Origin of the sequence: Streptomyces sp. NPDC002701 (assembly GCF_042889045.1) — a bacterium.
Classification (GTDB): domain Bacteria; phylum Actinomycetota; class Actinomycetes; order Streptomycetales; family Streptomycetaceae; genus Streptomyces.
The window spans coordinates 532,362-555,929 of record NZ_JBIAQL010000004.1 but is presented as its reverse complement, the minus strand read 5'-3'; the positions used below and the strand labels follow the sequence as shown (position 1 = coordinate 555,929).

Sequence of the window (23,568 nt, the reverse complement as noted above, 5' to 3'; positions counted from 1 at the left end):
CGGGGGCCGGTCAGTACGGGCGGTCCCCGGCGATGGCGACGCGTTCCGCCACCCGGCGGTGCGCGCCGTAGTCGTTCACCGCGTAGTGCTGGGTGGCACGGTTGTCCCAGAACGCGATGTCTCCCGGCTGCCAGCGGAAGCGCACCTGGTACTCCGGGACATGCGCCTGCTGGACGAGATGGCGCAGCAGCTCGTCGCTCTCCTCGCGAGGCAGGCCCGTGATGCGGGTCGTGAAGGAGGTGTTGACGAACAACAGGGGCCGGCCCGTCTCCGGGTGCGTGCGTACGACCGGGTGCTCCACGGGCGGGAAGGTGTCCTGGAACGGGGCGAGCCGCTCGGGCGCGTAGAAGCGTGCGAAGCCGGGGATGAAGTCGTGCACGGCGGTGGCGCCGTCGATGCGGCCCTTCACCTCCTGCGAGAGGTTGTCGTACGCGACGGCCATGTCCGCCCACATGGTGTCTCCGCCGAAGGGCGGCACCTCGCGCAGCTGGAGCACGGCACCGAGCGCGGGCCGTTCACGGAAGGTGACGTCCGCGTGCCACACGTTCTCGAAGGTCGGGGTGGCTCCGGCGCCCTTGTCGAAGCGCACCACGTCGGCGGTGGAGCCGCGGGCGAGCAGCGGATTGGTCTCCAGTTCACCCCAGTTGCGGGCGAAGGCGCTCTGCTGCGCGGACGTGAGGTGCTGGGCGCGGAAGAAGAGCACCTTCCACTCCAGCAGAGCCCGGTTGAGCTCCTCGCGCAGGCCGGGGGCGAGGGGGCCCGAGAGGTCGACGCCCCTGATCTCGGCTCCGATGGTGCATCCCTGCGGGACGAGTTCGAAGAGGTCGTAGGGCTGTGGCCGCCATCCCTCGGGCAGCCGCCGCAACTCCCGGACGCCCTCGTGGATCCCGCCCTGTGGCACGCGTGCTTCGCGCAGCGTCGGCGTGCCGGTCCGGGGGACGGTCACCGTCATGAGTCTTCTCCTCGTTCACGTTCAGCAGGGCCTGATGGCGGTCGACAGCGGACGACACGAGACGTGTGTTCCTGGGTGGCGCCGCGAACGTGCGGGTCCGGTGGACCGGAACGGATCCGGGGGACGGGAGCGGACGGATCAGCCGCCTCCAGGCCGTTCGGCCGGCAAGAGCGGGGGAGGGTGTCCGGGTCTCCCCGGCCGCCGGGTGGACGACCGGCACGGCTGGACCGCGGCACGCCGGGCGTCACGGCTCGGCGGAGGCCGGGCTAGAGCCCGGAGCGTTCACACCCGGTCCGGTCCGGGACGCACAGAGACCACGTCGTCGCGTCGAACCGGTGTTCCGTCATGATGCGATTGTGGAAGGCCCGCCTCGGCCGTGTCAACGGCCCCTGTCGGACGTGACGGACATGACGGCACGTCCTGGACCTCCACCGCGGCTCCCGTTCTCACGTGGCCGGGCCGGTGGGACCGCGGTTGTCCCCGCGGGCCCGGCGGAGCCGTGAGGTGCTGTCCGCGATGGTGTCGATGCGGTCGGCGAGGTCGGGGTGGCCGGCCTCCAGGTGGGTGCGGGCCTCCGTCAGCGGGCCGATGAGACGTGCGGCGTCGCTGTCGGCGAGGGCGTCGGCTAGCCGGGCCACAGGTGCGTGCGCGCGGGCGGGTAGGTCGGTGAGGGCCGTGATCTGCCCGGCGAGCTGGCGCAGTTCGACGGCGTTGGTCCGGGCCCAGGCGGTGACGCTGCGGTCGGCGGCGCGGTCGTCCCGGGCCGCCCGGACGCGTTGCTCGCCGGTGGTGCCCGGTGTCCCGGGGCGTACGCGCAGATAACGGCGCTCGGCCGCCTGGCGGCTGGCCACGCCCAGCGGATGGGCGAGGTCCGCCCAACTCGAACCGGCGGCCCGGGCAGCCTCGATCAGTCCGGGTTCCCAGCCGGCGAGCCGGTCGCGCAGTTCCCGCAGGAGCAGAAGCGCGGCGAGGGCCTCGTCGGCCCTGGCCCGTCCGTCCTGCGGATGTGTCTCGGGCTGCGCGGTCTGGGCGCTGCGGACGGCTTCGTCGATGGCCACGAGTGCCGCGGTGGCGGCCGGGAGCGACGCGGGGTCACCAGGTGCGGAAGAAGGGTGCATGGAGATCCTCTGGAGCTTGTCATCCTTTGGATGACATTTCATTTGTCATCGCTTGGATGACATGCTACAACGGTGTCAGACGAAGCGCATTGGCAGTTCCTGCCAGACCTGTGGAGGTGTTTTCGCGATGTTGATGCGCACTGACCCGTTCCGCGAACTCGACCGGCTCGCCCAGCAGCTGACGGGAGCGTCGGGCACCTGGTCCAGGCCCTCGGCGATGCCGATGGACGCCTACCGGGAGGGCGAGGAGTACGTGATCGCCTTCGACCTGCCCGGTGTCGCGAAGGACGCGGTCGATATCGACGTCGAGCGGAACATGCTCACCGTCAAGGCCGAGCGCCGTCCCGTCGTGGCGACCGACGACGTGCAGATGGAGCTCTCCGAGCGGCCCCTGGGCGTCTTCACGCGCCAGCTGGTGCTGGCGGACACCCTGGACACCGAACGCATCACCGCCGACTACGAAGCAGGGGTGCTGACCCTGCGCATCCCGATCACCGAGCGTGCCAAGCCCCGCAAGGTGACCATCGGCGCGGGGACCGAGCGCAAGCAGATCCGCGACTGAGGAGCCCACCCCCGGCCGGCCCGGCGGACGAGAAGTGGTGGCCATGCGACCTCCGGGGCGTGGCCACCACTCGCGGCAGGGCGGGCGGGCGGCCACACCACTGCCCAGGAGGCCGGGCAGGCTTGCTTCTCTAGGGCCCGAGCGGGCCGCACGTACACACATCGACAGGGCCGACCCCCGCCCCTCCGGTCGGCCACCCCCCATGGCACAACGCCCGGACGGGCGAGAAAGGCACCATTCTCCGATGCTTCCTCTGCGTGCACAGGCATCCACCCGGGTGGGCATGACCTACGACCAGATGCTGGAACGGATCCGGTACGAGGGCGCCTATCCCACCCGGGAGCGGGCCGAGGAGGTCACCCGTGCCGTGCTGACGGCGCTGGGCCGTCAACTGACCGGCGACGAGCGGCGCGAACTCGCCGCCTGCCTGCCCGCCGAGGCCGCCCGCGCCCTCACCGGCCGGCACGCCGGCGCCGAGTCCCTGACGGGCTGGGGCTTCGTCAAGGACCTGGCCACCCGCACGGGCGGCACGCCCGCCACCGCACGCTGGGACACCGGAGCCGTCCTCACCGTGGTAGGACGCCTCGCCGGCCCCGCCCTCCTGGACCGCGTCCTCGCCCAACTCCCCTCCGGCTACGCACTTCTGTTCGGACGGGCGGAACTCATCCAGGCCGCCTGACCCCCGGCCGGCGGCCCGCGCCGAAGTCTTGTCGTGCAGCAATATTCGGGTGCGGGCCGCAGGCGTACGCGGGTGCTTCCCGGGTACGCGCGGGCGGAACACCACCGGCAGCCACGGCTCGACGCACAAGGAGCAAGACCACATGATCACGGTGACGGCGCAGGATCAGACGAGGGCCACCGTCCAGACCCCTCCGGTCGATCAGGACCTCGTCGAGCGCGCGTACACGGACCCCTCGTCCGTCGCGCCCAGGGACGCCCGTGAGGTGGGCAGATGGTTCTTCGACCGCCTCACCCAACTTGAGGAGGGCACGCGCGAGTACCAGTACGTGCGCAACTGCCTGATCGAGATGAACCTCTCCCTCGTGCAGTACGCGGCCTCCCGGTTCAAGCACCGCGGCCCGCAGGAGATGGAGGACATCGTCCAGGTCGGCACCATCGGCCTGATCAAGGCGATCGACCGGTTCGAACTGTCCCGCGAGGTCGAGTTCACCTCCTTCGCCGTCCCGTACATCACCGGTGAGATCAAGCGGTTCTTCCGCGACACCACCTGGGCCGTGCACGTGCCGCGCCGGCTGCAGCAGGCGCGTCTGGAGCTGTCGAAGGCCACCGAGGAGCTGCGCACCCGGCTGGGCCGTTCCCCCTCCACCGCGGAGCTCGCGGAACTGATGCAGCTGGAGCCCGCCGAGGTCGCCCAGGCCCAGATGGCGTCCAACGGCTACAACGCCGCCTCGCTGGACGCGGCCGTGAGCCAGGACGACGACTCCGAGACCGCGCTCGCCGACTTCATCGGCTTCGAGGAGAACTCCTACGACCTCATCGACAACTTCCACTCCCTGGCGCCGCTGATCGCCGAACTCGACGAGCGGGAACGCACCCTCCTGCACCTCCGCTTCGTCGAGGAGCAGACCCAGCAGCAGATCGCCGACGCGCTGGGCTACTCGCAGATGCACGTGTCGCGGCTGATCAGCCGCGTGGTGGCCAAGCTCCGCGCCGGCCTGCTGGCCACCAACTGACCACCGCCGCACGGGAAGTGGGCCACTGCCGTCAGGGAGTGGCCCATCGGCGTACGGGGACACCGGCGGGCGCCGCGGAAACCGGTTCCGGATGTCAGCCGGCGTCGGCTCCCGGGCCCCGGTCCGCCGCGGTGTCGTCCCACAGAGCCGGTTCGAGCAGCTCGGTCAGGCGCACACCCCCCGCCCAGCGTTCGAGCGCGGGCCCGTCGAGGAGCCGGGTGTCTCCCTGGCGCTGCGCCCATCGGACGTCGCGCGACCTGAACGTGCCGCGGTGCACGACCAGGTGCAGACTCTCCTCCGCGGTGCTCCGGGGTGTGCGGGGATGCGGGAGGCCCTCGTCGGGCAGGGGCTCCGCCACCGGCCGGAAGGCCACGTCGAGCCGGCGGCCGGCGGAGTCCCGCGCGTGGAGCCGCGGCCGGTCCGGGGCCGGCAGCAACCGCACCCGCCAGCCGTCCCTCCGTAACATCCGCGCGACGGCCAACGCGAGCCCCTGTACGTCGAGTTCCCGCAGTTCGTCCGCAGTGTAGCGGCCGCGCCGACGGCGCGCGTCCGGACGCCGGCGCCGGATCTCGACGGCGACGGCGAGAGCCAGCAGGCAGACACCGACGACCGGGGCGAGGATCCCGGCGGCGCGGTACCCCGCCGCGAGACCGGCGACCGTCACGCACACGATGACGGCCGCGCCGGCGAAGCCCGGCAGGACGTCACGGAACCTCGGCCCGTAGAGCCCCTGGGCCCGCAGCCGCCGCACGGTGTGCCGCCTGCCCGCACGGGAGGACCGGGACACGCCGGGAGGGCCGGAAGTCCACGACAGGCGTGCCACAGTGCCAGTCCCCCCAACGCCGCAGTTGCCGTCCCCGGAAGGGATACCCAGCACGGCGCCCTCTCCCTCGGACCGGGGACGGAATCGCGCCACATCCCCCGGCGCACGGAAGCATCGCAGGGAGCACGGCCCGGGGACGGCGGCCGGGTGCGGGCGGTGGCCGGTGCCGGCTCGTCAGCCCGGCCCGTGGGTCACCCGGAGCGGGGCGAACGACACCCGTGTGCGGCTGCCGTCGTCCGCCCAGGTCACCTCGACACCGGTGTCGTCGGCCAGCACGTGACCGACGGCCTCCGGCGGCCGGCCGGGGGCCGGTCCGCCGGTGAGGGCCGCCAGACACACGTGCAGGGAGGTGCCCTCCGTCGTACCGGTGAGGCGGGGCAGCTGTGCCCAGCGCACGTACGCGGTGCCCTGCGGGGCGCGGACGGTCTCCGGCTCGCGATCCCAGCCGTGCAGGCCGACCAGCGTCGAGACCAGCGGCTCCTGCGGGCCGGTTGCCCATCCGGTGTGGGTGACACGGGCGCCCGCGGGCGCCCCCACCACGCGGTGCACCCGCAGTTCGTACGGTCCCCGGGCCACCGTCACGCTCTCCACCCGCAGTCCCGGCACCATCGGGGGGCCGTCGGCGAAGACCGGCCGGTGCCACGACGCCGCCCAGCCCCAGCCGTCGCCCTGTCCCGCGCCGAGCGGGTGGATGCGGCGCCGCGCACTGCGCCGGCCCCGCACCTCGACCGACAGGTGGTTGTCCGCGACGTTCCCGGCCGCGGTCGGTCCTGTCCGCGTCGAGTAGGCGTGCCGGCCGTAGTGGGGATCGTCCCCGGCGGCCGACTCCGCCTCGTGCGGCCGCACATGGTCACTGCCGTGGTTGTGCAGCCGTACGATCCCGTCCTCGCGCGTCGCCTGGACGAGCAGTCCGGGCTCGGGCAGCGCCAGCACTCGGTCGGCCTCCTCCACCGGCGCGGGCTCCTCCGTCGCGGTCCACAGCGGGTCGCCGGCGGGCGCCAGCAGCGCGACGAACGCCTTCGACGCCCAGTAGGGCGAGGCCGGCCCGGAGTACGACTGCAGGGTGGTCTCGTGCGGGCCGTACCAGCCGAGGCTCAGCAGACCGTCGTCGGTGAGGGCTCCGCGGTCGAGGAAGTGCCGCAGACTTCCGCTCACCAGCCGGCGCGAGGCGCCCGGCGCCAGCGGCGTGTGCCCGGTCACCGCGCCGAGGCCCACCGCCGAGGAGGCGGCGAAGCGGTACGCGAGCGACCGGCCGAAGTGCAGCGGCGCCCCGTCCGCGCCGAACATCAGCCCGAAGCCGCCGAGGTGCTCACGCAGCCGGCCGCCGTACCGGGCGGAGAGCACCGAGTCCCCGGCGAGATGCGCGTCCAGCACCGGATACAGGTGCAGCGCCCAGCCGTTGTAGTGGTCGAAGGCACGTCCGTCCCCGTCGGCGTACCAGCCCCCGCCCCGGTACCAGCCCTCCAGCAGTTCCAGCGCCCGCTGCCGCGCCGCGGCCGTCTCGGCGTCGCCGCGCCCCACCGACTCCAGGAACCCGGCGACCGTGTACGGGAAGAGGTACCAGTTGTTCGGCGCGGGCACGTGCCGCAGCGAGCCGCGCAGCCACTCCTCCACCCGGTCCTGGACACCGTCGTCGAGATGCTTCCACAGCCAGGGCGCGGTCAGGCGCAGACCGAGCGCGACGGACGCCGACTCGACCATGGGCTGGCCCTGGACGTCGTGGTCCAGGATCAGCGGCCAGGACTCGGTGTCGTCACGGCCGGGGGAGCGGGTGCCCGAGGCGAGCCCTTGCGCGTAGCGCTCCAGCCAGCCGTGCGGATCGGCGCCACCGGCTCCCGCGACCCGGAAGCCCGCCGCGAGGAACGTCCGGGCGAAGCCCTCCAGACCGTCGGAGCGCACCCCCGACCGCGAGGGCCGTCCCGGCAGGTCGAGCAGGGCCCGGCCCGGAGTGCTCCAGCGCCACGCGGCGGCCAGCAGCCCGTCCGCGACCGCCTCCCAGTGGGCACGGGTGAAGCCGGTGCACGGGCTCGACGCACGGTCCTCAGGGGGGAGTTCGAAGGGGATGCTCATGCCAGGAACGCCAGCCTTTCGCGTCGTACGGGGTGGAGGAAGCCGTCGCCGGACGCCCAGCGGGTGGTCTCGGCGAGCGCGAGGTCGGCCAGGCGGCGCCACTCGTTGCCCTCGGAACCCGCCAGATGAGGGGTGATCAGCGCGTTCTCGCAGTCCCACAGCGGATGGTCCGCCGGCAGCACCTCGGGATCGGTGACGTCCAGCACGGCCCGGATGCGGCCCGCCAGGACGGCGTCGGTGAGCGCCTCCTGGTCGACGACGGCTCCACGGGAGGTGTTGATGAGCATGGCACCGGGCGGCATCGCGTCGATCAGGGAGCGGCCGACCAGGCCCCGGGTGGTGGGCAGCAGCGGGGTGTGCACGCTGACCGTGTCGCAGCGTGCGAACAGTTCCGTCAAACCGACACGCGCCACGCCGAGTTCGGCGGCGTCCGCGTCACTGACGTACGGGTCGTGGAGCAGCACCTCGATGTCGTGCGGACGCAGCAGCTCGACGACCCGGCGCCCGATCAGGGACGCCGACAGGATGCCGACGGTGCTGCGGTGGTTGCCGATGCCGCGCGGGACGCGCAGCCAGTTGCCGCGGGTCCGTGACGTCCGGTAGTCGCGGGCCCGTTCCAGGACCCGCTTGCCGGCGAGCAGGATCATGGCGAGCGTGTACTCGGCGACCGGCAGGGCGTTGGCCGCGGCGGCCGAGGACACCTCGATCCCGCGCTCCCAGCACGCGTCGGTGACGTGCCCGCGCACGCTGCCCGCGGTGTGCACGACGGCCCGCAGCCGCGGCGCCGCACGCAGCACCTCCTCGTCCAGCGCCGGGCAGCCCCAGCCGGTGACCAGCAGATCGACGTCGGTGAGCAGGGCCCGTGCCCGCGGCGTCGACAGATCGTCGAGTACCGGTGCGGGGGCGAGGTCGCAGACGCGGCGGAACGCGGCGAGCGACTGCGGGTCGAGGACCGCCGCGGCGGCGTCCTGGGACATGGCCACGGCCGCGCGGGGGCGGAAACCGGGGCCGGGGGCGTGCGAGGTCACTTGACGGCTCCGGCGGTCAGTCCGCTGCGCCAGAACCGCTGGAGCAGCACGAAGGCGAGGATGAGCGGCAGCACGGCGAGCAGCGAACCCATGATCACCACGGGGTAGTACTCGGGTGACACGGACGCCGAGCTGTTCCACTGGTACAGCCCGAGGCTCACCGGATACAGGTCCTGGTCGGACAGCATCACCATGGGCAGGAAGAAGTTGTTCCAGATGGCGGTCAGCTGGAAGAGGAAGACGGTGACCAGACCGGGGCCGAGCATCCGCAGACTGACCCGGACGTACGTGGTCAGTTCGCCGGCCCCGTCCACCCGGGCGGCCTCCAGCACCTCGTCGGGCACATATCCCCGGCTGAAGATCCGGCCGAGATAGACACCGAAGGGATTGAACAGCACCGGGATGAACACCGCCCAGAAGGTGTTGACCAGCCCGGCCTCGGAAGCCATCAGGTACAGCGGCAGCGCGAGGACCGTCTGCGGCACCATGACCGCCGCGAGCACCAGGCCGAACAGCTTCTCCTTGTGGCGGAAGCGGTACTTGTCGAAGGCGTAACCGCAGGCGATGCTCAGCAGCGCGCCGACCGCGGCGCCGAGCACCGCGTACAGCAGGCTGTTGAGGTACCAGCGGCCGTACAGCCCGCCGTCCATGGCGAACAGGTCCTGGAGGTTGCGTACGAGGGAGAAGTCGCCGAGGGACAGCAGGTCGCTGCTGAACAGCGCGTCCCGGTCCTTGGTCGCGGCCAGCACCAGCCACAGCACGGGCAGCAGGGTGTAGAGGACCGAGACCGCGACGACCACGTTGACCGTCGCCCGCCCGATCAGGCGGGGGCGGGGCAGCGAACTGTCGGTGGTGCTCATCGGACCTCCTCGGCGTCGGCGCGGCTGGTGAAGCGGGTGACGCCGTAGGACAGCGCGATCGTGCACACCAGCAGGACCACCGAGGCGGCCGCCGCCAGGCTGTAGTTGTTCCGGGTGAAGGCCGCGTCGTAGATGTACATGCTCGGCGAGAAGCGGGAGCTGATCATCGGGGAGGACTGGCTGAGCAGCATCGGTTCGGTGAAGAGCTGCAGTGCCCAGATGAGCGTGAAGATCGCCACCATGACGATCGAGGCGCGCACCAGCGGTGTCTTGACCTGCAGTGCCGTCCGCACCGGGCCGGCGCCGTCGACCACGGACGCCTCGATCACCTCGCGGGGTACGGCCTGCAGCGCGGCGTAGAAGACCACCATGTTGTAGCCGAGGTTGCTCCACAGGGCGATGTTCACGATGGACGGGACGACGGTGTGCACGCCGAGGAAGTCGATCGTGATGTCCGCGCGGGCGAACAGGTCGATCACCGGACTGATGCCGGGGGTGTAGAGGTACAGCCAGATCAGGGCGGCGATGATGCCCGGCACGGCGTGCGGGAGGAAGAGACCGAGCTGGGCGAAGGCCCGCAGCCGGACCACACCGGAGTCCAGCAGCAGGGCCAGGGCGAGCGCGCCGACGACCATCAGCGGGAGGTAGATCAGGCAGTAGAGCGCGACCGTGCCGAGCCCGCCGAGGAACGTGGGGTCGGTCAGGACGGCCGCGTAGCTGCGCAGTCCGACGAAGACGGTGCGTTCGGGACCGAAACCGAGCCCGGGCTGGTCGTCGCTGAAGAAGCTGAGGTGGACGGCGGTGCCGACGGGGATCAGGAAGACGGTCGTCAGCAGCACGAAGAACGGCGCCATGAGGACGACGCAGGCGCCGAGCCGGCGGCGTGTGCCGGCCCGGCGGGCGCGCCGGCCGGAGGCGGAGAGGGCCGGGGTGCCGGTTCGGGACGAGTCGGCCGGTACCCGGGGCTGGGCGGTGGTGGTCATGCGGTGTCACCTGCCTTCTCGTCGGTTCAGGTGGAGCGCTCGGTGGTGGACAGGCCCAGGGCCTTGAGGTCGGGCATGGTGCCCTCCTGCGCGGTGCGCAGGGATTCGGTCAGCGACCCCAGGCCGCCGCCGACGCGGGCGAAGGAGTCCTGCATGACCCGCTGCGTGGCGCTCATCCGCGGCCCCCACAGCCAGCCCTCGCCGATCTTCTCCGCCTCCTGTTCGAACAGGCCGTAGATGTCCTGCCCGCCGTAGTACGACCGGTCGAACGCCTTGCGGCCCACGGCGACCAGGCCGGGGGCGGCCGGGTACTGGCTGCTGGTGCCGCTGGAGAGGCGGGCCCGCAGGGCGTCGGGGTGGGAGACCTGCCACTCGATGAACTCCATCGCGGCCTCCGGGCGGCGGCTGTCCTTGGTGACGGCGAACGTGGAGCCGCCGTGGGTGCCCACGGACGGGCTGCCGGTGTCCCACTGGGGGAGCGGGGCGATCCGCCACTGGCCCCTCTGCGCGGGGCGCGCGTTCATCTGCGCGCCGGCGTCCCAGGCGCCTTGGAGCCGGGTGAGGACCAGCCCGTTGCCGATCTGCGCGTCGGACTGCCTGCTCTCGACCGCGTTCACGAACACGTCGTCCCGGTCGATGAGCCGCTGCCAGTACTCCGCCACACGCCGGGAGGGCGCGTCGGCGAGGGAGACGTTCCACGCTCCCCGGGAGGTGTCGAACCACTGGGCGCCGGCCTGCCAGGCGTACGCGGCGAACTGCGTCATCCCGTCCGTCGGGAACAGGACGAGCCGCCGGTCCGGGGCCCTGCGGCGAACGGCGGCGGCCTGTTCGGCGAACTCGTCCCAGGTGCGGGCGGGCCGGAGTCCGTACCGGTCGAACAGATCGGTGCGGTAGTGCATCACCATGGGCTCGACGTCCAGCGGAATGCTGAACACCCGCCCCTCGAAGGTGGTCAGGGTGAGCGCCTGCGGCAGCAGCTTGCGGCGCAGGCCGTCGCTGACGAGGCCGGTGAGGTCACGGGCCACCCCGTCGATGGCGAACCCGGGCACCTGCGGGTACTCGATGGTCGCGACGTCGGGTGCGTTGCCCGCCCGGGCGGCGTTGCTCAGCTTGGCGTAGCCGCCCTGTCCGCCGGAGGGGATCTGCTGGAAGTCGACCTGCACGGTCCTGTGCGTGCGGTTGAAGGCGTCGACCACCTCCTGACTGCCGCGCAGGGCGGACCAGAAGGTGATGCGGGTCGCGCGGCCCGTACCCGCCGACGAACCACCGTTCCCTCCGCTGCAGGCGCTCGCGGCGCCTGTCAGCGGTACGGCGGCCATCGCGGCGAGCACGGACCGGCGGTCGGGTCGTCCGGGCATTGGCGCCTCCCGCGGCTCCTGCGGGTCCGCGTCTTCGCGGACACGACTCTTCGGGACACGGGAATACTCAATGCTCTCCGGTAAACGGTCAATAGATCGATCAGAAGAAAAAGAAACGCTCAAACGCTCACTAGGAAGGAGTGGCGTCAGAAGAGGTGCCGCCGGGAAGGGCGCCACCGGCCGGGACGCCGAAGTCCTGCCCGTGCCGCCCGTCCTGGCCGGTGGCGCCGTCCGCACGCCGCGTGGAGCCCCGCACCATCAGCCGCGGGAGCAGCTCGACGCGGCGTACGGGCCGTTCCCCGCCCCCGCGCAGACGCTGTGTCAGCAGCTCGGCGGCGACCCGGCCGACCTCCGCCTTCGGCGGGGACACGGCTGTCAGGGGCGAGGTGGCGAGCGCGGCCACCACGTCGTCGTACGCCACCACGGAGCAGTCCTCGGGCACCTTCACCCCCTCGTCCGCCAGTCGCTGGACGACCATCAGCGCGTCCACGTCGCTGTGCAGCACCACCGCGGTCGCCCGCGTCCCGCGCAACAGCCGGGGCAGGTCCGCCGTCTCGTCCGCCGTGTACGGTCCTTCGCGTCCCGCCTCCCGGGAGATCAGCGTCCACGCCCACTCCTCCAGGCGCGGATGCGACCCGGCGATGCTCGTGAAGGCGGCCCGCAGCGTGCGTGCCGTGGGGCTGTCCTCCCGCGTCGCGAACACGATCCGCCGATGGCCGAGCCCCACCAGGTGCTCCACCGCGAGGTGCGCGCCGTACCAGTGGTCGGAGCAGGCCGAGTCCAGGCCGTGTGCCGCGCCGCCCCGCCGTGGCCGGCGCTCCATCAGCACCGTGGGCACCTTCAGCGCGGCGAGCCAGCCGTAGTCGCCCTCCTCCGCCGCCAGGGTGTGCCACCGGGGCGCGAGCAGCAGACCGCGGGCGCCGTCGGCCAGGGCCCGCTCCACCAGCGGGCGTTCGGCACCGGTCACCTGGGGCGCGATGTGCAGCGCCATGCGGATGCCGGCCTCCTCCAGCGCCGTGCGGGCGCCGTGCAACGTCTCGGTCAGATACGAGTGCCGCTCCGGGACCACGACGGCCACCCGGTCCCCGTCGGCGAGATCGCCCGCGGGCAGCTCCCGGGCGGCGGGGAGCGTCGAGCGGACGACACCGTGTCCGCGGCGCAGCCGGCCCTCGCGCGTCAGTTCCTCCACGTCCCGGCGCACCGTCACCACCGAGACCTGCAACTCGTCGGCGAGGTCCCTGACCCGTGCGGCCCCGCGGGCCTGGACCGCCGCCAGAATGCGCTGACGCCTGAGATCGACCGGCTCCCGCACCTTGCCCCACCCCGAATGTTCGTTTGAGCGATTCAGCTCATCATAACGATCGCCTCACACCGCCGTCACGCTCCACCGCACCGCATCGCGGCGGCAGGAAGGCATCGCTCCCAGGCGTTGACATGTTCAGCGCGCCTGGGGATGCTTGAGAGCGCTTTCAGGCCAGTCGCCGCAGGCAAGCACCGACGACGCCCGTCGGCCCGAACGCACGCGCCCCCACAGCTTTCTCGCTCTCTCCCCCCACACGCGACCGACCGGACGACGTCCGTACGCGGACACCGTGCCGTCGGTCCGGCGCAGAAGCAGAGGCACATCATGCACGGGATCACGAAGCTCTCCCGCCTGCTCTCCGGGCTCGCAACTCTGGCACTGGCCGGTGTCCTGCTGGCCGCGCTGTCCCTGTCGTCCGCCACGCCCGCCCGGGCGGGCCAGACCGGTCTCCGGGCCGCGGACCCGAGTGTCCTGCGGGTGGGGGGCACGTACGTCTCGGTCGAGTCGACCGGCGCCGGCATCGCCGTACGCCAGGCTTCCTCGCCGGACGCCCTGGCATCGGCTCCCGCCCGGCAGGTCTGGTCGGACAGCCGGAACCTCGGCGAGGTCTGGGCCCCGGAGATCATCACCGACGGCGGTCGTTTCCACATCTACTTCACGGCCGGCCGCGCGTCGGCCCACCGCATGTACGTGATCAGCTCCGCCACCGCGGACAGCGGGTACACCGCCGAGACGAAACTGGCCCTGCCGGACGACAAGTGGGCCATCGACGGGACCCTGTTCACCTTCAACGGGCAGCGGTGGTTCGTCTGGTCCGGCTGGGCCGGCGACACCAACGTGGAGCAGAACCTCTACATCGCGCGGATGAGCAGCCCGACCACGCCGACGGGCGCACGGTACGTCATCTCGCAGCCGCGGGAGAGCTGGGAACGGGTCGTCGGCAACCCCTACATCAACGAGTCCCCCGAGGCGATCAAGGACCCGAACGGCCAGCTGCACATCGTGTACTCCGCCAACGGCAGCTGGAGCGACCAGTACTGCCTGGCCGACCTGCGGCTGCGCGCCGGCGGCGACCCGACGTACGTGTGGGACTGGTACAAGTCCAACGGCTGCCTGTTCGGGTCCCATCGCGCGACCATGATGACCGGCTGGGACCCGACACTGTATGCCGACGGCCCCGGGCACCACAGCTTCGTCCTGCTCAACGGCGACATCAACACCAGCCCGCCCGCCGGGCCGCGGTTCCCGCTGATGTATCACGCGGTCGCCAAGGGAACGCCCTACTCGTGGGCGAACCGGTACTGGTACACCGGCACCTTCGCCTGGTGGGGCAACACCACCTACAGCCGCGCCAACGTGCCAGGGGCGCCCACCGACACGGGCTGGAGTCTGAAGTTCTTCGAGTAGACCGCGGTCCGGCGCGCGGTGGCGTGGCTGCCGGACGGCAGGCATCGGTGCGCCGGAACGCGAGGCCGTCCGCCCACCGCCGTTCCCGGTGATGTCCCCGCGCCGCACACCGCCCTTCTAGGGGTGGTGTGCGGCCGTTTCGTCGCTGTGCCCGCACGCGTGCCGCAGGGCGGTACGGGCGCGGTCGCGCAGCCAGATGTGGGCGGGGTCGTTGTCGTAACGGTGGTGCCACGCCAGGTGGACGGGGATGGGAGGCATCTCCAGCGGCAGCGGCCGGGTGCGCAGGCCGAGGTCGTCCAGGAGCGGACGGCTGATGAGCTCGGGGACCGCCGCGAGCAGGTCGTCGTGGCGGATGAACCGCAGCGCCGTGGCGATGGTGGGAGTGGCCGTCACCACCTGCCGGCTCAGGCCCCGCGCCTCCAGCGCGTCGTCGATGGGGTCACGGAGCCGCCCCCGGCGCGAGACGGTGAGGTGCTCGGCGGCCGCGTAGTCCTCAAGGGTGAGCGGGCCGTGGCACAGGGGGTGGCCGGGGCCCAGCGCCAGGACGAGACGGTCGTGAGCCACGATCTCGGCACGGATCTCGGGGGATGCGGGCGCGGCGGCTCCGGCATCCAGGTCGATGTCTCCTCGTCGCGGGTCGTGGGTGTCGGTACTGGCCTCGGCCAGGAAGCGAAGCCGCACTCCGGGCGCCTCGGCACGCAGGGAACGGACCAGGGCGGGGCCCGCCGTGGCGCCCAGCGCGTCGTGCCATTTCACGATGAAGGTCCGCTCCAGCGTCGCCAGGTCGACTTCCGCGTGCGGGGACAGGACCGACCGGGCCTGCTGGACCAGGTCGTGCACGGTAGCGCGCAGAGCCAGGGCACGGGGAGTGGGAGTCATGGCCCGGCCGGTGCGCACGAGGATCTGGTCCCCGGTGGCCCGCCGGATGCGGCCCAGGGTGCGACTCATCGCGGGGGCGGAGACATGGAGGCGCGCGGCCGCGTCCGTCACGCTGCCCTCTTCCAGCAGGGCGTCGAGCGCGATGAGCAGATTCAGGTCCAGTTGCATACGGGTAAATCCAGTCGTAACTAGATTGCATTTGAAGTTAATGATGCCTGCTTCTAACGTCGAAAGCGAGCGGCCGAGAGGCCGCGACATCCCTTTCCTGCGGCAGGAGCGATCATGAACGCCTTCTCCAACTCCCGTACTGTGTCCGGCGAGACGGCCGAGCTCGACGGAACCCTGGAGCGCGCCGTGGCGGCCGCGCAGGCGGCCGGGCGGCTGCTGCTGGACCGTTACGACGTCGATACGCGCCACGACGACCTCGAAGAGATCATCCGTGCCATCCACGCCAACGACGAGGCGGTCCTGCCGCTCGTCAGGCAGCCACTGCTCGACGCGCGTCCCGGGTCGCGGTGGGTGGAGGACGAGCTGGCCGGCGGCGTGCTGCCCGAGGGCGAGTGGTGGGTGGTGGACCCGGCCGAGGGCAACATCAACCACATCCACGGCATGGGTGAGTGGGCGGTGACCGCCGCGCTGGTGCGCGACAACGTCCCGGTCCTGGCGGTCGTCCACGTGCCGCTGACCGGCGACACCTACACCGCCCTGCGGGGCGGTGGCGCGTTCCTCAACGGAAGGCCGCTGCGCGCCTCCGCCAAGACCGACCTGAAGGCGGCCCTGGTCGGCACCGGTCAGGCCAAGCCCGGTGAGGAGGAGGAAGCCCTCCGCCGCATGGGCACGACGGTGACCGCGATGCTGCTCAGCGCGCTGGTGGTGCGGGTCTCGGTGCCGGCCACGATGCAGCTCATCCATGTCGCGGCCGGACGCATGGACACCTTCTGGCAGTTCTCCGACGTGCGCTCGGGCCTGCTGCCCGGCGCGCTGCTGGTGTCCGAGGCCGGCGGCGCGGTCACCGACACCCAGGGGAAGCCGTGGAGTCTGGCCAGCGGCGACTTCCTGGCCTCCGCCCCCGGCCTGCACGCCCAAGTCGTCGACGTCCTGTCCGGCCGGGCCTGACCCGCACCGCTCGGCGGCCCGGGTTCGCCGTGACCCGACCGTTCCGCCGAGCCGTCCCTGTTCGACGCCTCCCACCACATCCTCTCCGCCAACGCGACTGGACATCATCGTGAAGATCGCCGTACTCGGCTCCACCGGACAGACAGGCCGTCTGCTGACGGCGCACGCCCTCGAACGCGGACACGAGGTGACGGCCCTGGCCCGCAGGCCGGAACAGGTAAGTGCGCCTGCCTCCGGAAACCTGCGGGTGGTCCGGGCGGACGTGAGCGACCCCGGCAGCGTCGCCGCCGCCGTCGAGGGCGCCGACGTCGTCCTGAGCGGCCTCGGCGTCACCAGGAAGCAGGACTCCGCGATCCTTTCTGAGGGCGCCCGCCAGATCGCCTCGGCCGCGCCCCGCGTCATCTGGCTCACCTCGCTGGGCATGGGCGCCACCGAAGGAGCGCTCGGGACGTTCAACGGCGTACTCCTCAAGCGGGTCCTGCGTCACGAGTGGGACGCCAAGGGTGTCGCGGGCCGTGCCGTCCGCGACGCCGGCGGCACCACCGTCCACGCGGGGCCGCTCACCGACAAGCCCTACCAGGGCAACGGACGCCTCGTGCGTGCCGGGGAGTTCACGCCACGGAGGATCCCGCCCATGGCGCCGCGCGCGGGAATCGCGGCCCTGATGGTCGCGGAAGCGGAGTCGCCGGGCTTCACCGACACGGACACCGTCGCGGTCTTCGACAACCGCTGACCCACTGCCGGTCCGCCGTCACGGCCACCACGGCCATGACAGCTGTCACGGCCGTCAGGGTCGTCGCGAAGGCGGCGAGGCCGGCGGGCGTACGAACCGGACGCAGGGACGGGTCGCACGGACGGGACGCACGGACCAGGCACGCAGACCAGGCGCACCGATGGACCGCATGGACCGGTCGCACGGACCAGGCGCGCCGACGGAACGCACCCGGTCGCACCGACCGGTCGCACCGACCAGGCGCGCCGATGGGGCGCGCCTTCGAGACGCGTCGACCGGGCGCGGAGCGGAGCCCCGCGCCGCGACGAGACCGCCCGTCCGCCGGCCGTCTTTGAGTCAACGACGGTGGCGGCTCCGGCGACCTCCGTGTCGGTGCCGGGCGGGTCGGTTCTTGCCGGTGCCCTCTCGGGTCGACCGCGATTCCGGAAGGGTTCGAGGGCGCCCCGGCACGCTGGTGACGTGCCGGTCTCCCGGTGACCCGGGTGCGCGGACGCTGTGGCGAGCGGCCGACCGGGGGACGACGCGGACGCGGGCGGTGCGGCCCGGTCGGGTGGCGACTGGTTCCGCTGTGCCGCACGGGACGCCCGGGGGAGTGGCGGAGAAGTGCCACTCACCTAAAGAAACCGTCCTTGCGGTTTGTTAAGGTTCCCGGGTCTTGGTGCCACTCGAACCCGACGGGAGCCCCCCACCATGGCGACGTTCTTCTACAAACTGGGTTGTCTCGCCTTCCGCAGGCGAGGCACGACAGCGCTGCTGTGGCTGCTGATCCTCATCGGCGCCGGATTCGCCGCGTCATCGGCGCCCCCGCCCCCCGCCGACACCTTCTCCATGCCGGGCACCGAATCCCAGAAGGCGTTCGACCTGCTGGAGGAGAAGTTCCCCGCCGCAGGCGCCGACGGAGCCAGCGCCCGGGTCGTCGTCCGCGCCCCCGAGGGAGAGCGGATCACCGACCCGGAGCACAAGACGGCCGTCGCCGGTCTCGTCGCGGACCTGGGCGAGAACCCGAAGGTCTCCCGCGTCACCGACCCGTTCACGAGTGGGGCCGTCAGCAAGGACGGCACCACCGCCTACGCCGTGGCCACGTACGAGGTGATGGCCACCGAACTCAAGGACACCGAGCACGACGCCCTCGACAAGACCCTTCGGTCCGGCCGTGACGCGGGTCTGACCGTGGAGGCCGGCGGCGACGCGGTCAAGATCGACACCACCATGAGCGGCGCCGGTGAGAAGATCGGCCTGCTGATCTCCGCGATCGTCCTGCTGACGACCTTCGGCTCCCTGATCGCCGCGGGTATGCCGCTGCTCACCGCCCTCATCGGCATCGGCACCGGCATCAGCGTCATCACCGCGCTGAGCAGCACGCTCGGCCTGTCCTCGACCACCTCGACCCTGGCCATGATGCTCGGCCTCGCCGTCGGTATCGACTACGCGCTCTTCATCGTCTCCCGCTACCGCTCGGAGCTGCTGGAGGGCCACGACCGCCAGGAGGCCGCAGGCCGGGCGGTCGGCACGGCCGGCTCCGCCGTCGTCTTCGCCGGACTCACCGTCATCGTCGCGCTCGCCGGACTGAGCGTCGTGAACATCCCCGTGCTCACCAAGATGGGTCTGGCGGCCGCCGGTACGGTCGCCGTGGCCGTCCTCATCGCCGTCACCCTGGTCCCCGCCCTGCTCGGCTTCGCCCCCGTCCGCGTCCTGCCCCGCCGCGACCGCGCCGCCTTCCGGGGCAAGCCGCTCTCGGCACGTCAGCAGCGCAAGGCGGCGAAGCGGGTCGCCAAGCAGGCGAAACAGCGCCCCAACCTCGGTGCGCGCTGGGCCGGTTACGTCCTGCGCCACCCGGTGGCCGTCCTGCTGGTCGGCGTCGTCGGCCTCGGTGCCGTGGCCCTGCCCGCGGCCGACCTGGAACTCGGTCTGCCCGGCGAGGGCACGATGGCTCCCGACACCACCCAGCGCAAGGCGTACGACATGCTGTCGGCGTCCTTCGGTGACGGCTTCAACGGCCCGCTGACGGTCACCGTCGAGTCCGACCGGGCGGCGGCCGTCGCGAAGGAGGTCGGCGAGCGGTTCGCCGAGGAGAACGGGGTGGCCTCCGTGGCCGCGGTGACCGCCAACGAGGCGGGCGACACCGCGATCTTCAGCGTCGTACCGGCCAGCGGTCCGAACGACACCGCCACCGAGGAGCTGGTCCGCTCCCTGCGCGAACTCGCCGGCGCTCTGGAGGGCGACACCGGTTCCGAGATCCTGATCAGCGGCCAGCCGGCGCTGTTCATCGACTTCTCCCGCACCCTGGACGAAGCGCTCCTGCCCTACCTCGGCCTGGTCGTCGGGCTGGCCTTTCTGCTGCTGATGGTGGTCTTCCGCTCCGTCCTGGTCCCGTTCAAGGCGGCCCTCGGTTTCCTGCTCTCGGTGGGCGCGGCCCTCGGCGCGGTCGTCGCGGTCTTCCAGAAGGGCTGGTTCGCGGACGTCTTCGGCGTCGAGCAGCCCGGTCCCGTCATGAGCACCATGCCCATCCTCATGATCGGGGTGGTCTTCGGGCTCGCCATGGACTACGAGGTGTTCCTGGTCAGCCGGATGCGGGAGGCGTACGTCCACGGCGCCACGTCCGGCGAGGCGGTCGTCACCGGGTTCCGCTACGGCGGCCGGGTGGTCTCGGCGGCCGCACTCATCATGATCAGCGTCTTCTCGGGCTTCATCGTCGAGGACAACGACCTCATCGCGATGATGGGCTTCGCCCTGGCCTCCGCGGTGCTCTTCGACGCGTTCGTCGTCCGCATGGCCATCGTCCCGGCCCTGTTCGCCCTGCTGGGCACCAAGGCGTGGTGGCTGCCGAGGTGGCTCGACAGGCTGCTGCCGAACCTGGACGTCGAGGGCGCGAAACTCAGTCGGCACCCGGCCGGCGCGGCTGCCTCGCACCGCTATCCGCGGCGTGAGCAGGAACTGATCCGCTGAACGGCGGGGCGGCGGGCTCCCGGCCCGCCGCCCCGCCTTCGCGTGCCGTGCGGCCCGCCGCCCCGCTCAGGCGCTCAGGGCCTGCTCGACGGTGGGATGGCAGGGGATGACCTCGTCCAGGCCGACCAGCTGCAGGACCCGCAGTACGGCTTCCTGGGCGCCGGCGATACGCAGCCACCCCTGCTGGCCGATCGCGCTCTGGTGAGCGGTGACGAAGACGTTGATGCCGCTGGAGTCCATGAACGTCACGCCGCTGAGATCCGCCACGATCCGCGGCGGTGTCGCACTGTCGGAGGAGACCAGGGTCTCGATGAGCACGTGCTTGACGGTGTGGTCGATCTCGCCGCGCAGGGCGACCACCCGCACGTCGTCGACGGTGGTGTGGCCGATCGACAGCTGACCGGACTGGGCTGCTCCGTAGGTGTCTGTCACCGTTTCCTCGACTGCGCTCTCCGACAGGGACTCAGGCTCCGCCACCCTATGCGCTGCGAGCCTGCCCAGATGTTACCGCGAACAACCGTTCGGTAATTTTCCTGTATTCGGGGAGCATGCGCCGCATGGCGCGGGGTACGAGCACGCTCATGTACGGGGGAGTGAAGGTGGAGCTTGTGAAGGCAGTCCCTGAAAGCGGCGTGGCACGCGGCGGCGATCCGATACAGGACATCGTGGCCCTGGACGGCGACGGGTCCGTCATCGCCCAGGCGCGTCACCGTGCCGCGGACTTCCTCGGCCGTGTCCAGGCCGAGCACGGTCTGCCGGTGTCGGCGCGCGCGATGGACCTGACCCAGCTGGTGGTCAGCGAGCTGGTCACCAACGCCCGGAAGTACGCGCCGGGTCCGGTACTGATGGAGCTGCGCATCTCCGGCTCGGTCGTGGAAGTGGGCGTGTGGGACAGCGATCCCGTCCTGCCGGTGGCCCGGGCCGCCGACGTGGGCAGAGTGGGGCAGCACGGCCTGGAGATCGTCATGGCGGTCGCCCAGGGCTTCGAGGTCAAGCGGGAACCGGTCGGCAAGCGCATCACGGTCCGCATCGCCCTGCTGGACGATCCCGGCGGGAACGTCAGCGGACGCCACCCCGAGTAGCACCGGCAGAACCGGCAGAGCCCCCGGCCTTCTCGGCCGGGTGAGTGCGCCGGCGGGCGGACGCGGAACGCCGGGGGTGGTGCACGCGACCGCCTTGCGGGTCGCAGGGCTCGCCGGCGGCCAAGGGCGCGGCCTCGCCCGCTGTGCGGGGGCCGCCCCACGCGTCGCGTCCGGCGCCGGGCCGGACGACGCTGTCGCCCGCAGGTCGACTCCGCTTCCGCAGACGCGAGGTCTCGATGGAGGCGGCCCACCGCAGTGAGCCGACGCGGCCGTGCGACGTGCTCCCGCGCCCGCTGGTGCCTGTCGGGACACGAGCCCCTCACGTGCGTGGACGCCCCGTGTCAAAAATCCGCTGGCGGATGTTTGGCCTTTGCAGGCATAGACCGTTAGTCGTGGGGCACCTGGGGTGTACCCGACGCCTCTCGGTGTCGCGCAGTGTCAACGATGCCACTGAAGAATTCTGGATCCTCGCGGTGGCGCCTGCCCCCTTGCGAGCTGTGCTGTGTGGAGAGGAATCGCCATGATGGTGCCGGCGGAGAAGGAACTGCGGACAGTACTGGCCCAGTTCGCCGAGGCCCGGATCGAGCACGACGTACGTCCCACGGGCCGCACCAGCCGCGCCCTGGAGGACGCCACCTACACGCTGTGCGTCATGACCGCCTCGCGCACCGCCGAAGAGGCCCTGCACGCGGCGGACCTGCTCCTGGAGCAGTACCGCAGCAACCGCAACGGCCTCGCGCAGGAAGACGAGACCCTGGCCGCGTGACGGACCGGTCACGGTGTCTGCCGCAGTGGCAGGCGCAGGTGGAGTTCGTAGCCCCCGCCGGCGGCGGGGCCCGCGGTGACCGTACCGCCTAGGAGTGCGGCCCGCTGACGCAGACCGGCCAGCCCGTGGTGGGCGCCGGGCAGCAGTAGTGCGGGACGCGTGGGCGCGGTGTTGGTGACCGCGGCGAGTACGCAGTCGCCGTCGTGGTGGACACGGATGACGGCTGTGGCGCCGGGGGCGTGTTTGCGCACGTTGGTGAGGGCTTCCTGCACGGCGCGGTAGACGGCCCGCTGCAGGGGCGCGGGCAGGTCCTCGGGGAGATCGGTGTGCAGGATCGCCTCGATGCCACTGGTGTCGACGAGACGCCGCAGATCGGCCAGGGAGGGTTGCGGGGTCAGTTCGGTGGGGCGGCTGCCGGCGGCCCGCAGGACGCTGACCATGTGCCGCAGTTCCTCCAGGGTCTGCACACTCAGCTGTCTGATGGTGGCCGCGGCCTCGCGCGTCGGCGCGTCGGGTCCGGCCACCTGCAGCGCTCCGGCGCGTACCGCGATCAGGCTGACCTGGTGGGAGACCACGTCGTGCATCTCCCGGGCGAGCTGCGCGCGTTCCTTCGCCAGGACGCTCTGCGCGAGGAGTTCACGTTCGTACTCGCGGGCCCGGGATATCTCGGCCAGCCGCACCGACAGTTCGCGCCGGGCCTGGACGAGCTGTCCGAGGAAGACGGGCGCGGTGGCGGTGGCCAGGCTGTAGGTGACGTCGATCAGATCGGCGGAGTCGGAGAAGTCGGCGAAGCCCGGTGAGGGCCAGTTCCACCAGGTGATGTCGCAGGCGGCGAGGACGAGTGCGGCGAGCACCAGCAGCGTCCGGTGGCGGTTCAGCGAGGCGAGGGTGTACAGCGCGGCCAGCGGTGCGAACAGGGCGTCGCTGACCAGCGCGGCGGGCAGCGTGAGCAGGAAGGCCGCCAGGGGCAGCCGCCGGCGCAGGAGCAGCGTGGTCGTGGCCAGCAGGGCGGCGGCCCTGCGCAGCGGGTCGCCGGACTGCTCGTGCACCAGGACGTCCAGCAGGGAGACGGCGACGAGTACGGCGTCCAGCACGGGGGCGGGCACGCGCCGGGCCCTCACCGCTCCTCCAGGGAAGGCGGTGTCCTGAGCAGGCCCGCGCGCTCGGCCAGGAGGGCGGCCTGGACGCGGCTCACCACCCGCAGCTTGGACAGCACGGCGCTCACGTGGTCCTTGACCGTACCGGTGCTCAGGTGCAGCCGCGCCCCGATCGCGGCGTTGGACAGCCCTTCGGCGATCAGCACCAGCACGGCGCGTTCCCGCTCGCTGAGCACCTCGACCCGGCGCATCGCGGCCTGGCGCGGCCCGTTGTCCAGGTAGCCGTGCACGACGGTACGGGTGACGGAGGAGGACAGCACGACGCCGCCTTCGGCCAGGTTGCGCACCAGCACGGGCAGTTGGACCGGATCGGTGTCCTTGAGCAGGAAGCCGGCCGCCCCCGAGCGCAGCGCGGCGGCCACGTACTCGTCCATGTCGAACGTGGTGAGCATGGCCACCACCGGCGGCCGGGGAAGCCGCCGCAGCCGGTCCAGCACCGTCAGCCCGTCCACGTCCGGCATCCGGATGTCCAGCAGCACCACGTCCGGACCCAACTCCCGTGCCACCCGCACCGCCTGGCCGCCGACGACAGCAGCCACCACCTCGATGTCGTCCGCCGCGGACAAGATGTGCTCGAAGCCGGTCCGGACCAACGCCTCGTCGTCGACCACCAGTACGCGGATCACGTGCGCCCCTATCGACGTGGGACAGCTGGGCGATTCGTACCACGCAGAAGGCATCCCGGGGGTTCCTTCGGCGCCGATTCCCACGGACGACGGACACCCTCCAGC

22 protein-coding genes are annotated in these 23,568 nt (G+C 71.9%); 9 read left to right on the top strand and 13 right to left on the bottom strand.

The annotated features are described in order from the left end of the window. Positions 1 to 10 precede the first annotated feature (10 nt). Together ACFYXC_RS15015 and ACFYXC_RS15010 are read right to left on the bottom strand one after the other, a co-directional pair. A complete protein-coding gene (locus ACFYXC_RS15015) occupies positions 11 to 952 on the bottom strand; it encodes a TauD/TfdA dioxygenase family protein (protein ID WP_389551267.1) in 942 nt (313 codons plus the stop codon). 446 nt (positions 953 to 1,398) lie between these two features. Further along, positions 1,399 to 2,070, bottom strand: coding sequence for a type III effector protein (locus ACFYXC_RS15010; RefSeq protein ID WP_388907005.1), 672 nt, complete (start codon positions 2,068 to 2,070; stop codon positions 1,399 to 1,401). A 127-nt stretch (positions 2,071 to 2,197) separates the two neighbouring features. Here ACFYXC_RS15010 and ACFYXC_RS15005 point away from each other — a divergent pair, with 127 nt between their 5' ends. The 3 genes from ACFYXC_RS15005 (at position 2,198) to ACFYXC_RS14995 (ending at position 4,326) form a co-directional block, all read left to right on the top strand. Continuing rightward, positions 2,198 to 2,632 carry an Hsp20/alpha crystallin family protein gene (locus ACFYXC_RS15005; protein ID WP_389551264.1) on the top strand — a complete coding sequence of 145 codons (435 nt, stop codon included), beginning with the start codon at positions 2,198 to 2,200 and terminating at the stop codon, positions 2,630 to 2,632. 244 nt (positions 2,633 to 2,876) lie between these two features. After that, positions 2,877 to 3,311 (top strand): DUF2267 domain-containing protein, encoded by a 435-nt coding sequence (locus ACFYXC_RS15000; protein WP_388907010.1) that lies wholly within the window; start codon positions 2,877 to 2,879, stop codon positions 3,309 to 3,311. Positions 3,312 to 3,453: 142 nt separating this feature from the next. Next, positions 3,454 to 4,326, top strand: coding sequence for a SigB/SigF/SigG family RNA polymerase sigma factor (locus ACFYXC_RS14995; RefSeq protein ID WP_388907013.1), 873 nt, complete (start codon positions 3,454 to 3,456; stop codon positions 4,324 to 4,326). Positions 4,327 to 4,420: 94 nt separating this feature from the next. Here ACFYXC_RS14995 and ACFYXC_RS14990 read toward each other — a convergent pair whose 3' ends face one another. The 7 genes from ACFYXC_RS14990 to ACFYXC_RS14960 all read right to left on the bottom strand — a co-directional run bounded on the left by ACFYXC_RS14990 (position 4,421) and on the right by ACFYXC_RS14960 (position 12,760). Then, complete coding sequence (locus tag ACFYXC_RS14990; RefSeq protein ID WP_389551260.1) at positions 4,421 to 5,113, bottom strand: hypothetical protein; 693 nt, start codon at positions 5,111 to 5,113, stop codon at positions 4,421 to 4,423. Between the two features lie 210 nt (positions 5,114 to 5,323). Next, entirely contained in the window at positions 5,324 to 7,219 is a 1,896-nt protein-coding gene (locus ACFYXC_RS14985; RefSeq protein WP_389551257.1) for a DUF2264 domain-containing protein, read from the bottom strand. Continuing rightward, complete coding sequence (locus tag ACFYXC_RS14980; protein ID WP_388907020.1) at positions 7,216 to 8,247, bottom strand: hydroxyacid dehydrogenase; 1,032 nt, start codon at positions 8,245 to 8,247, stop codon at positions 7,216 to 7,218. Before ACFYXC_RS14980 ends, ACFYXC_RS14985 begins: the two co-directional genes overlap by 4 nt. Beyond that, positions 8,244 to 9,107 carry a carbohydrate ABC transporter permease gene (locus ACFYXC_RS14975; RefSeq protein ID WP_388907023.1) on the bottom strand — a complete coding sequence of 288 codons (864 nt, stop codon included), beginning with the start codon at positions 9,105 to 9,107 and terminating at the stop codon, positions 8,244 to 8,246. The genes ACFYXC_RS14980 and ACFYXC_RS14975 overlap by 4 nt, the downstream gene beginning before the upstream one ends. After that, on the bottom strand, positions 9,104 to 10,090 hold the full coding sequence (locus ACFYXC_RS14970; protein WP_389551254.1) for a carbohydrate ABC transporter permease: 987 nt from the start codon (positions 10,088 to 10,090) through the stop codon (positions 9,104 to 9,106). The genes ACFYXC_RS14975 and ACFYXC_RS14970 overlap by 4 nt, the downstream gene beginning before the upstream one ends. Positions 10,091 to 10,116: 26 nt before the next feature. Continuing rightward, positions 10,117 to 11,448, bottom strand: a complete 1,332-nt coding sequence (locus ACFYXC_RS14965) for an ABC transporter substrate-binding protein (RefSeq protein WP_389551251.1) — start codon at positions 11,446 to 11,448, stop codon at positions 10,117 to 10,119. A 130-nt stretch (positions 11,449 to 11,578) separates the two neighbouring features. Continuing rightward, complete coding sequence (locus tag ACFYXC_RS14960) at positions 11,579 to 12,760, bottom strand: substrate-binding domain-containing protein (RefSeq protein ID WP_389551248.1); 1,182 nt, start codon at positions 12,758 to 12,760, stop codon at positions 11,579 to 11,581. Positions 12,761 to 13,075: 315 nt separating this feature from the next. Between ACFYXC_RS14960 and ACFYXC_RS14955 the strand changes: the two genes are divergently transcribed. Next, the gene (locus tag ACFYXC_RS14955) at positions 13,076 to 14,158 is read left to right on the top strand and encodes a glycoside hydrolase family 43 protein (protein ID WP_389551245.1); all 1,083 of its coding nucleotides are present in this window, start codon (positions 13,076 to 13,078) and stop codon (positions 14,156 to 14,158) included. Between the two features lie 117 nt (positions 14,159 to 14,275). Here the strand turns inward: ACFYXC_RS14955 and ACFYXC_RS14950 are convergent, their stop codons facing one another. Beyond that, positions 14,276 to 15,205 carry a LysR family transcriptional regulator gene (locus ACFYXC_RS14950; RefSeq protein WP_389551243.1) on the bottom strand — a complete coding sequence of 310 codons (930 nt, stop codon included), beginning with the start codon at positions 15,203 to 15,205 and terminating at the stop codon, positions 14,276 to 14,278. Between the two features lie 114 nt (positions 15,206 to 15,319). Here ACFYXC_RS14950 and ACFYXC_RS14945 point away from each other — a divergent pair, with 114 nt between their 5' ends. The 3 genes from ACFYXC_RS14945 to ACFYXC_RS14935 all read left to right on the top strand — a co-directional run bounded on the left by ACFYXC_RS14945 (position 15,320) and on the right by ACFYXC_RS14935 (position 19,832). Continuing rightward, positions 15,320 to 16,153, top strand: a complete 834-nt coding sequence (locus tag ACFYXC_RS14945) for an inositol monophosphatase family protein (protein ID WP_389551240.1) — start codon at positions 15,320 to 15,322, stop codon at positions 16,151 to 16,153. Positions 16,154 to 16,262: 109 nt separating this feature from the next. Further along, positions 16,263 to 16,886 (top strand): NAD(P)-dependent oxidoreductase, encoded by a 624-nt coding sequence (locus ACFYXC_RS14940; protein WP_389551238.1) that lies wholly within the window; start codon positions 16,263 to 16,265, stop codon positions 16,884 to 16,886. 690 nt (positions 16,887 to 17,576) lie between these two features. Continuing rightward, positions 17,577 to 19,832: an MMPL family transporter gene (locus ACFYXC_RS14935; protein WP_389551235.1), complete on the top strand. Its 2,256-nt coding sequence runs from the start codon at positions 17,577 to 17,579 to the stop codon at positions 19,830 to 19,832. Positions 19,833 to 19,898: 66 nt separating this feature from the next. On the opposite strand, the gene ACFYXC_RS14930 is transcribed toward ACFYXC_RS14935, so the two are convergent. Further along, positions 19,899 to 20,264, bottom strand: a complete 366-nt coding sequence (locus ACFYXC_RS14930; protein WP_389551232.1) for an STAS domain-containing protein — start codon at positions 20,262 to 20,264, stop codon at positions 19,899 to 19,901. Positions 20,265 to 20,413: 149 nt separating this feature from the next. Here ACFYXC_RS14930 and ACFYXC_RS14925 point away from each other — a divergent pair, with 149 nt between their 5' ends. Together ACFYXC_RS14925 and ACFYXC_RS14920 are read left to right on the top strand one after the other, a co-directional pair. Beyond that, positions 20,414 to 20,914: an ATP-binding protein gene (locus ACFYXC_RS14925; protein ID WP_389551673.1), complete on the top strand. Its 501-nt coding sequence runs from the start codon at positions 20,414 to 20,416 to the stop codon at positions 20,912 to 20,914. Between the two features lie 520 nt (positions 20,915 to 21,434). After that, positions 21,435 to 21,680: a DUF5133 domain-containing protein gene (locus ACFYXC_RS14920; protein WP_388907045.1), complete on the top strand. Its 246-nt coding sequence runs from the start codon at positions 21,435 to 21,437 to the stop codon at positions 21,678 to 21,680. Between the two features lie 8 nt (positions 21,681 to 21,688). On the opposite strand, the gene ACFYXC_RS14915 is transcribed toward ACFYXC_RS14920, so the two are convergent. Both ACFYXC_RS14915 and ACFYXC_RS14910 read right to left on the bottom strand, forming a co-directional pair. Continuing rightward, entirely contained in the window at positions 21,689 to 22,801 is a 1,113-nt protein-coding gene (locus ACFYXC_RS14915; protein WP_389551229.1) for a sensor histidine kinase, read from the bottom strand. Beyond that, complete coding sequence (locus tag ACFYXC_RS14910; RefSeq protein WP_389551226.1) at positions 22,798 to 23,463, bottom strand: response regulator; 666 nt, start codon at positions 23,461 to 23,463, stop codon at positions 22,798 to 22,800. The genes ACFYXC_RS14915 and ACFYXC_RS14910 overlap by 4 nt, the downstream gene beginning before the upstream one ends. Between the last annotated feature and the right edge of the window lie 105 nt (positions 23,464 to 23,568).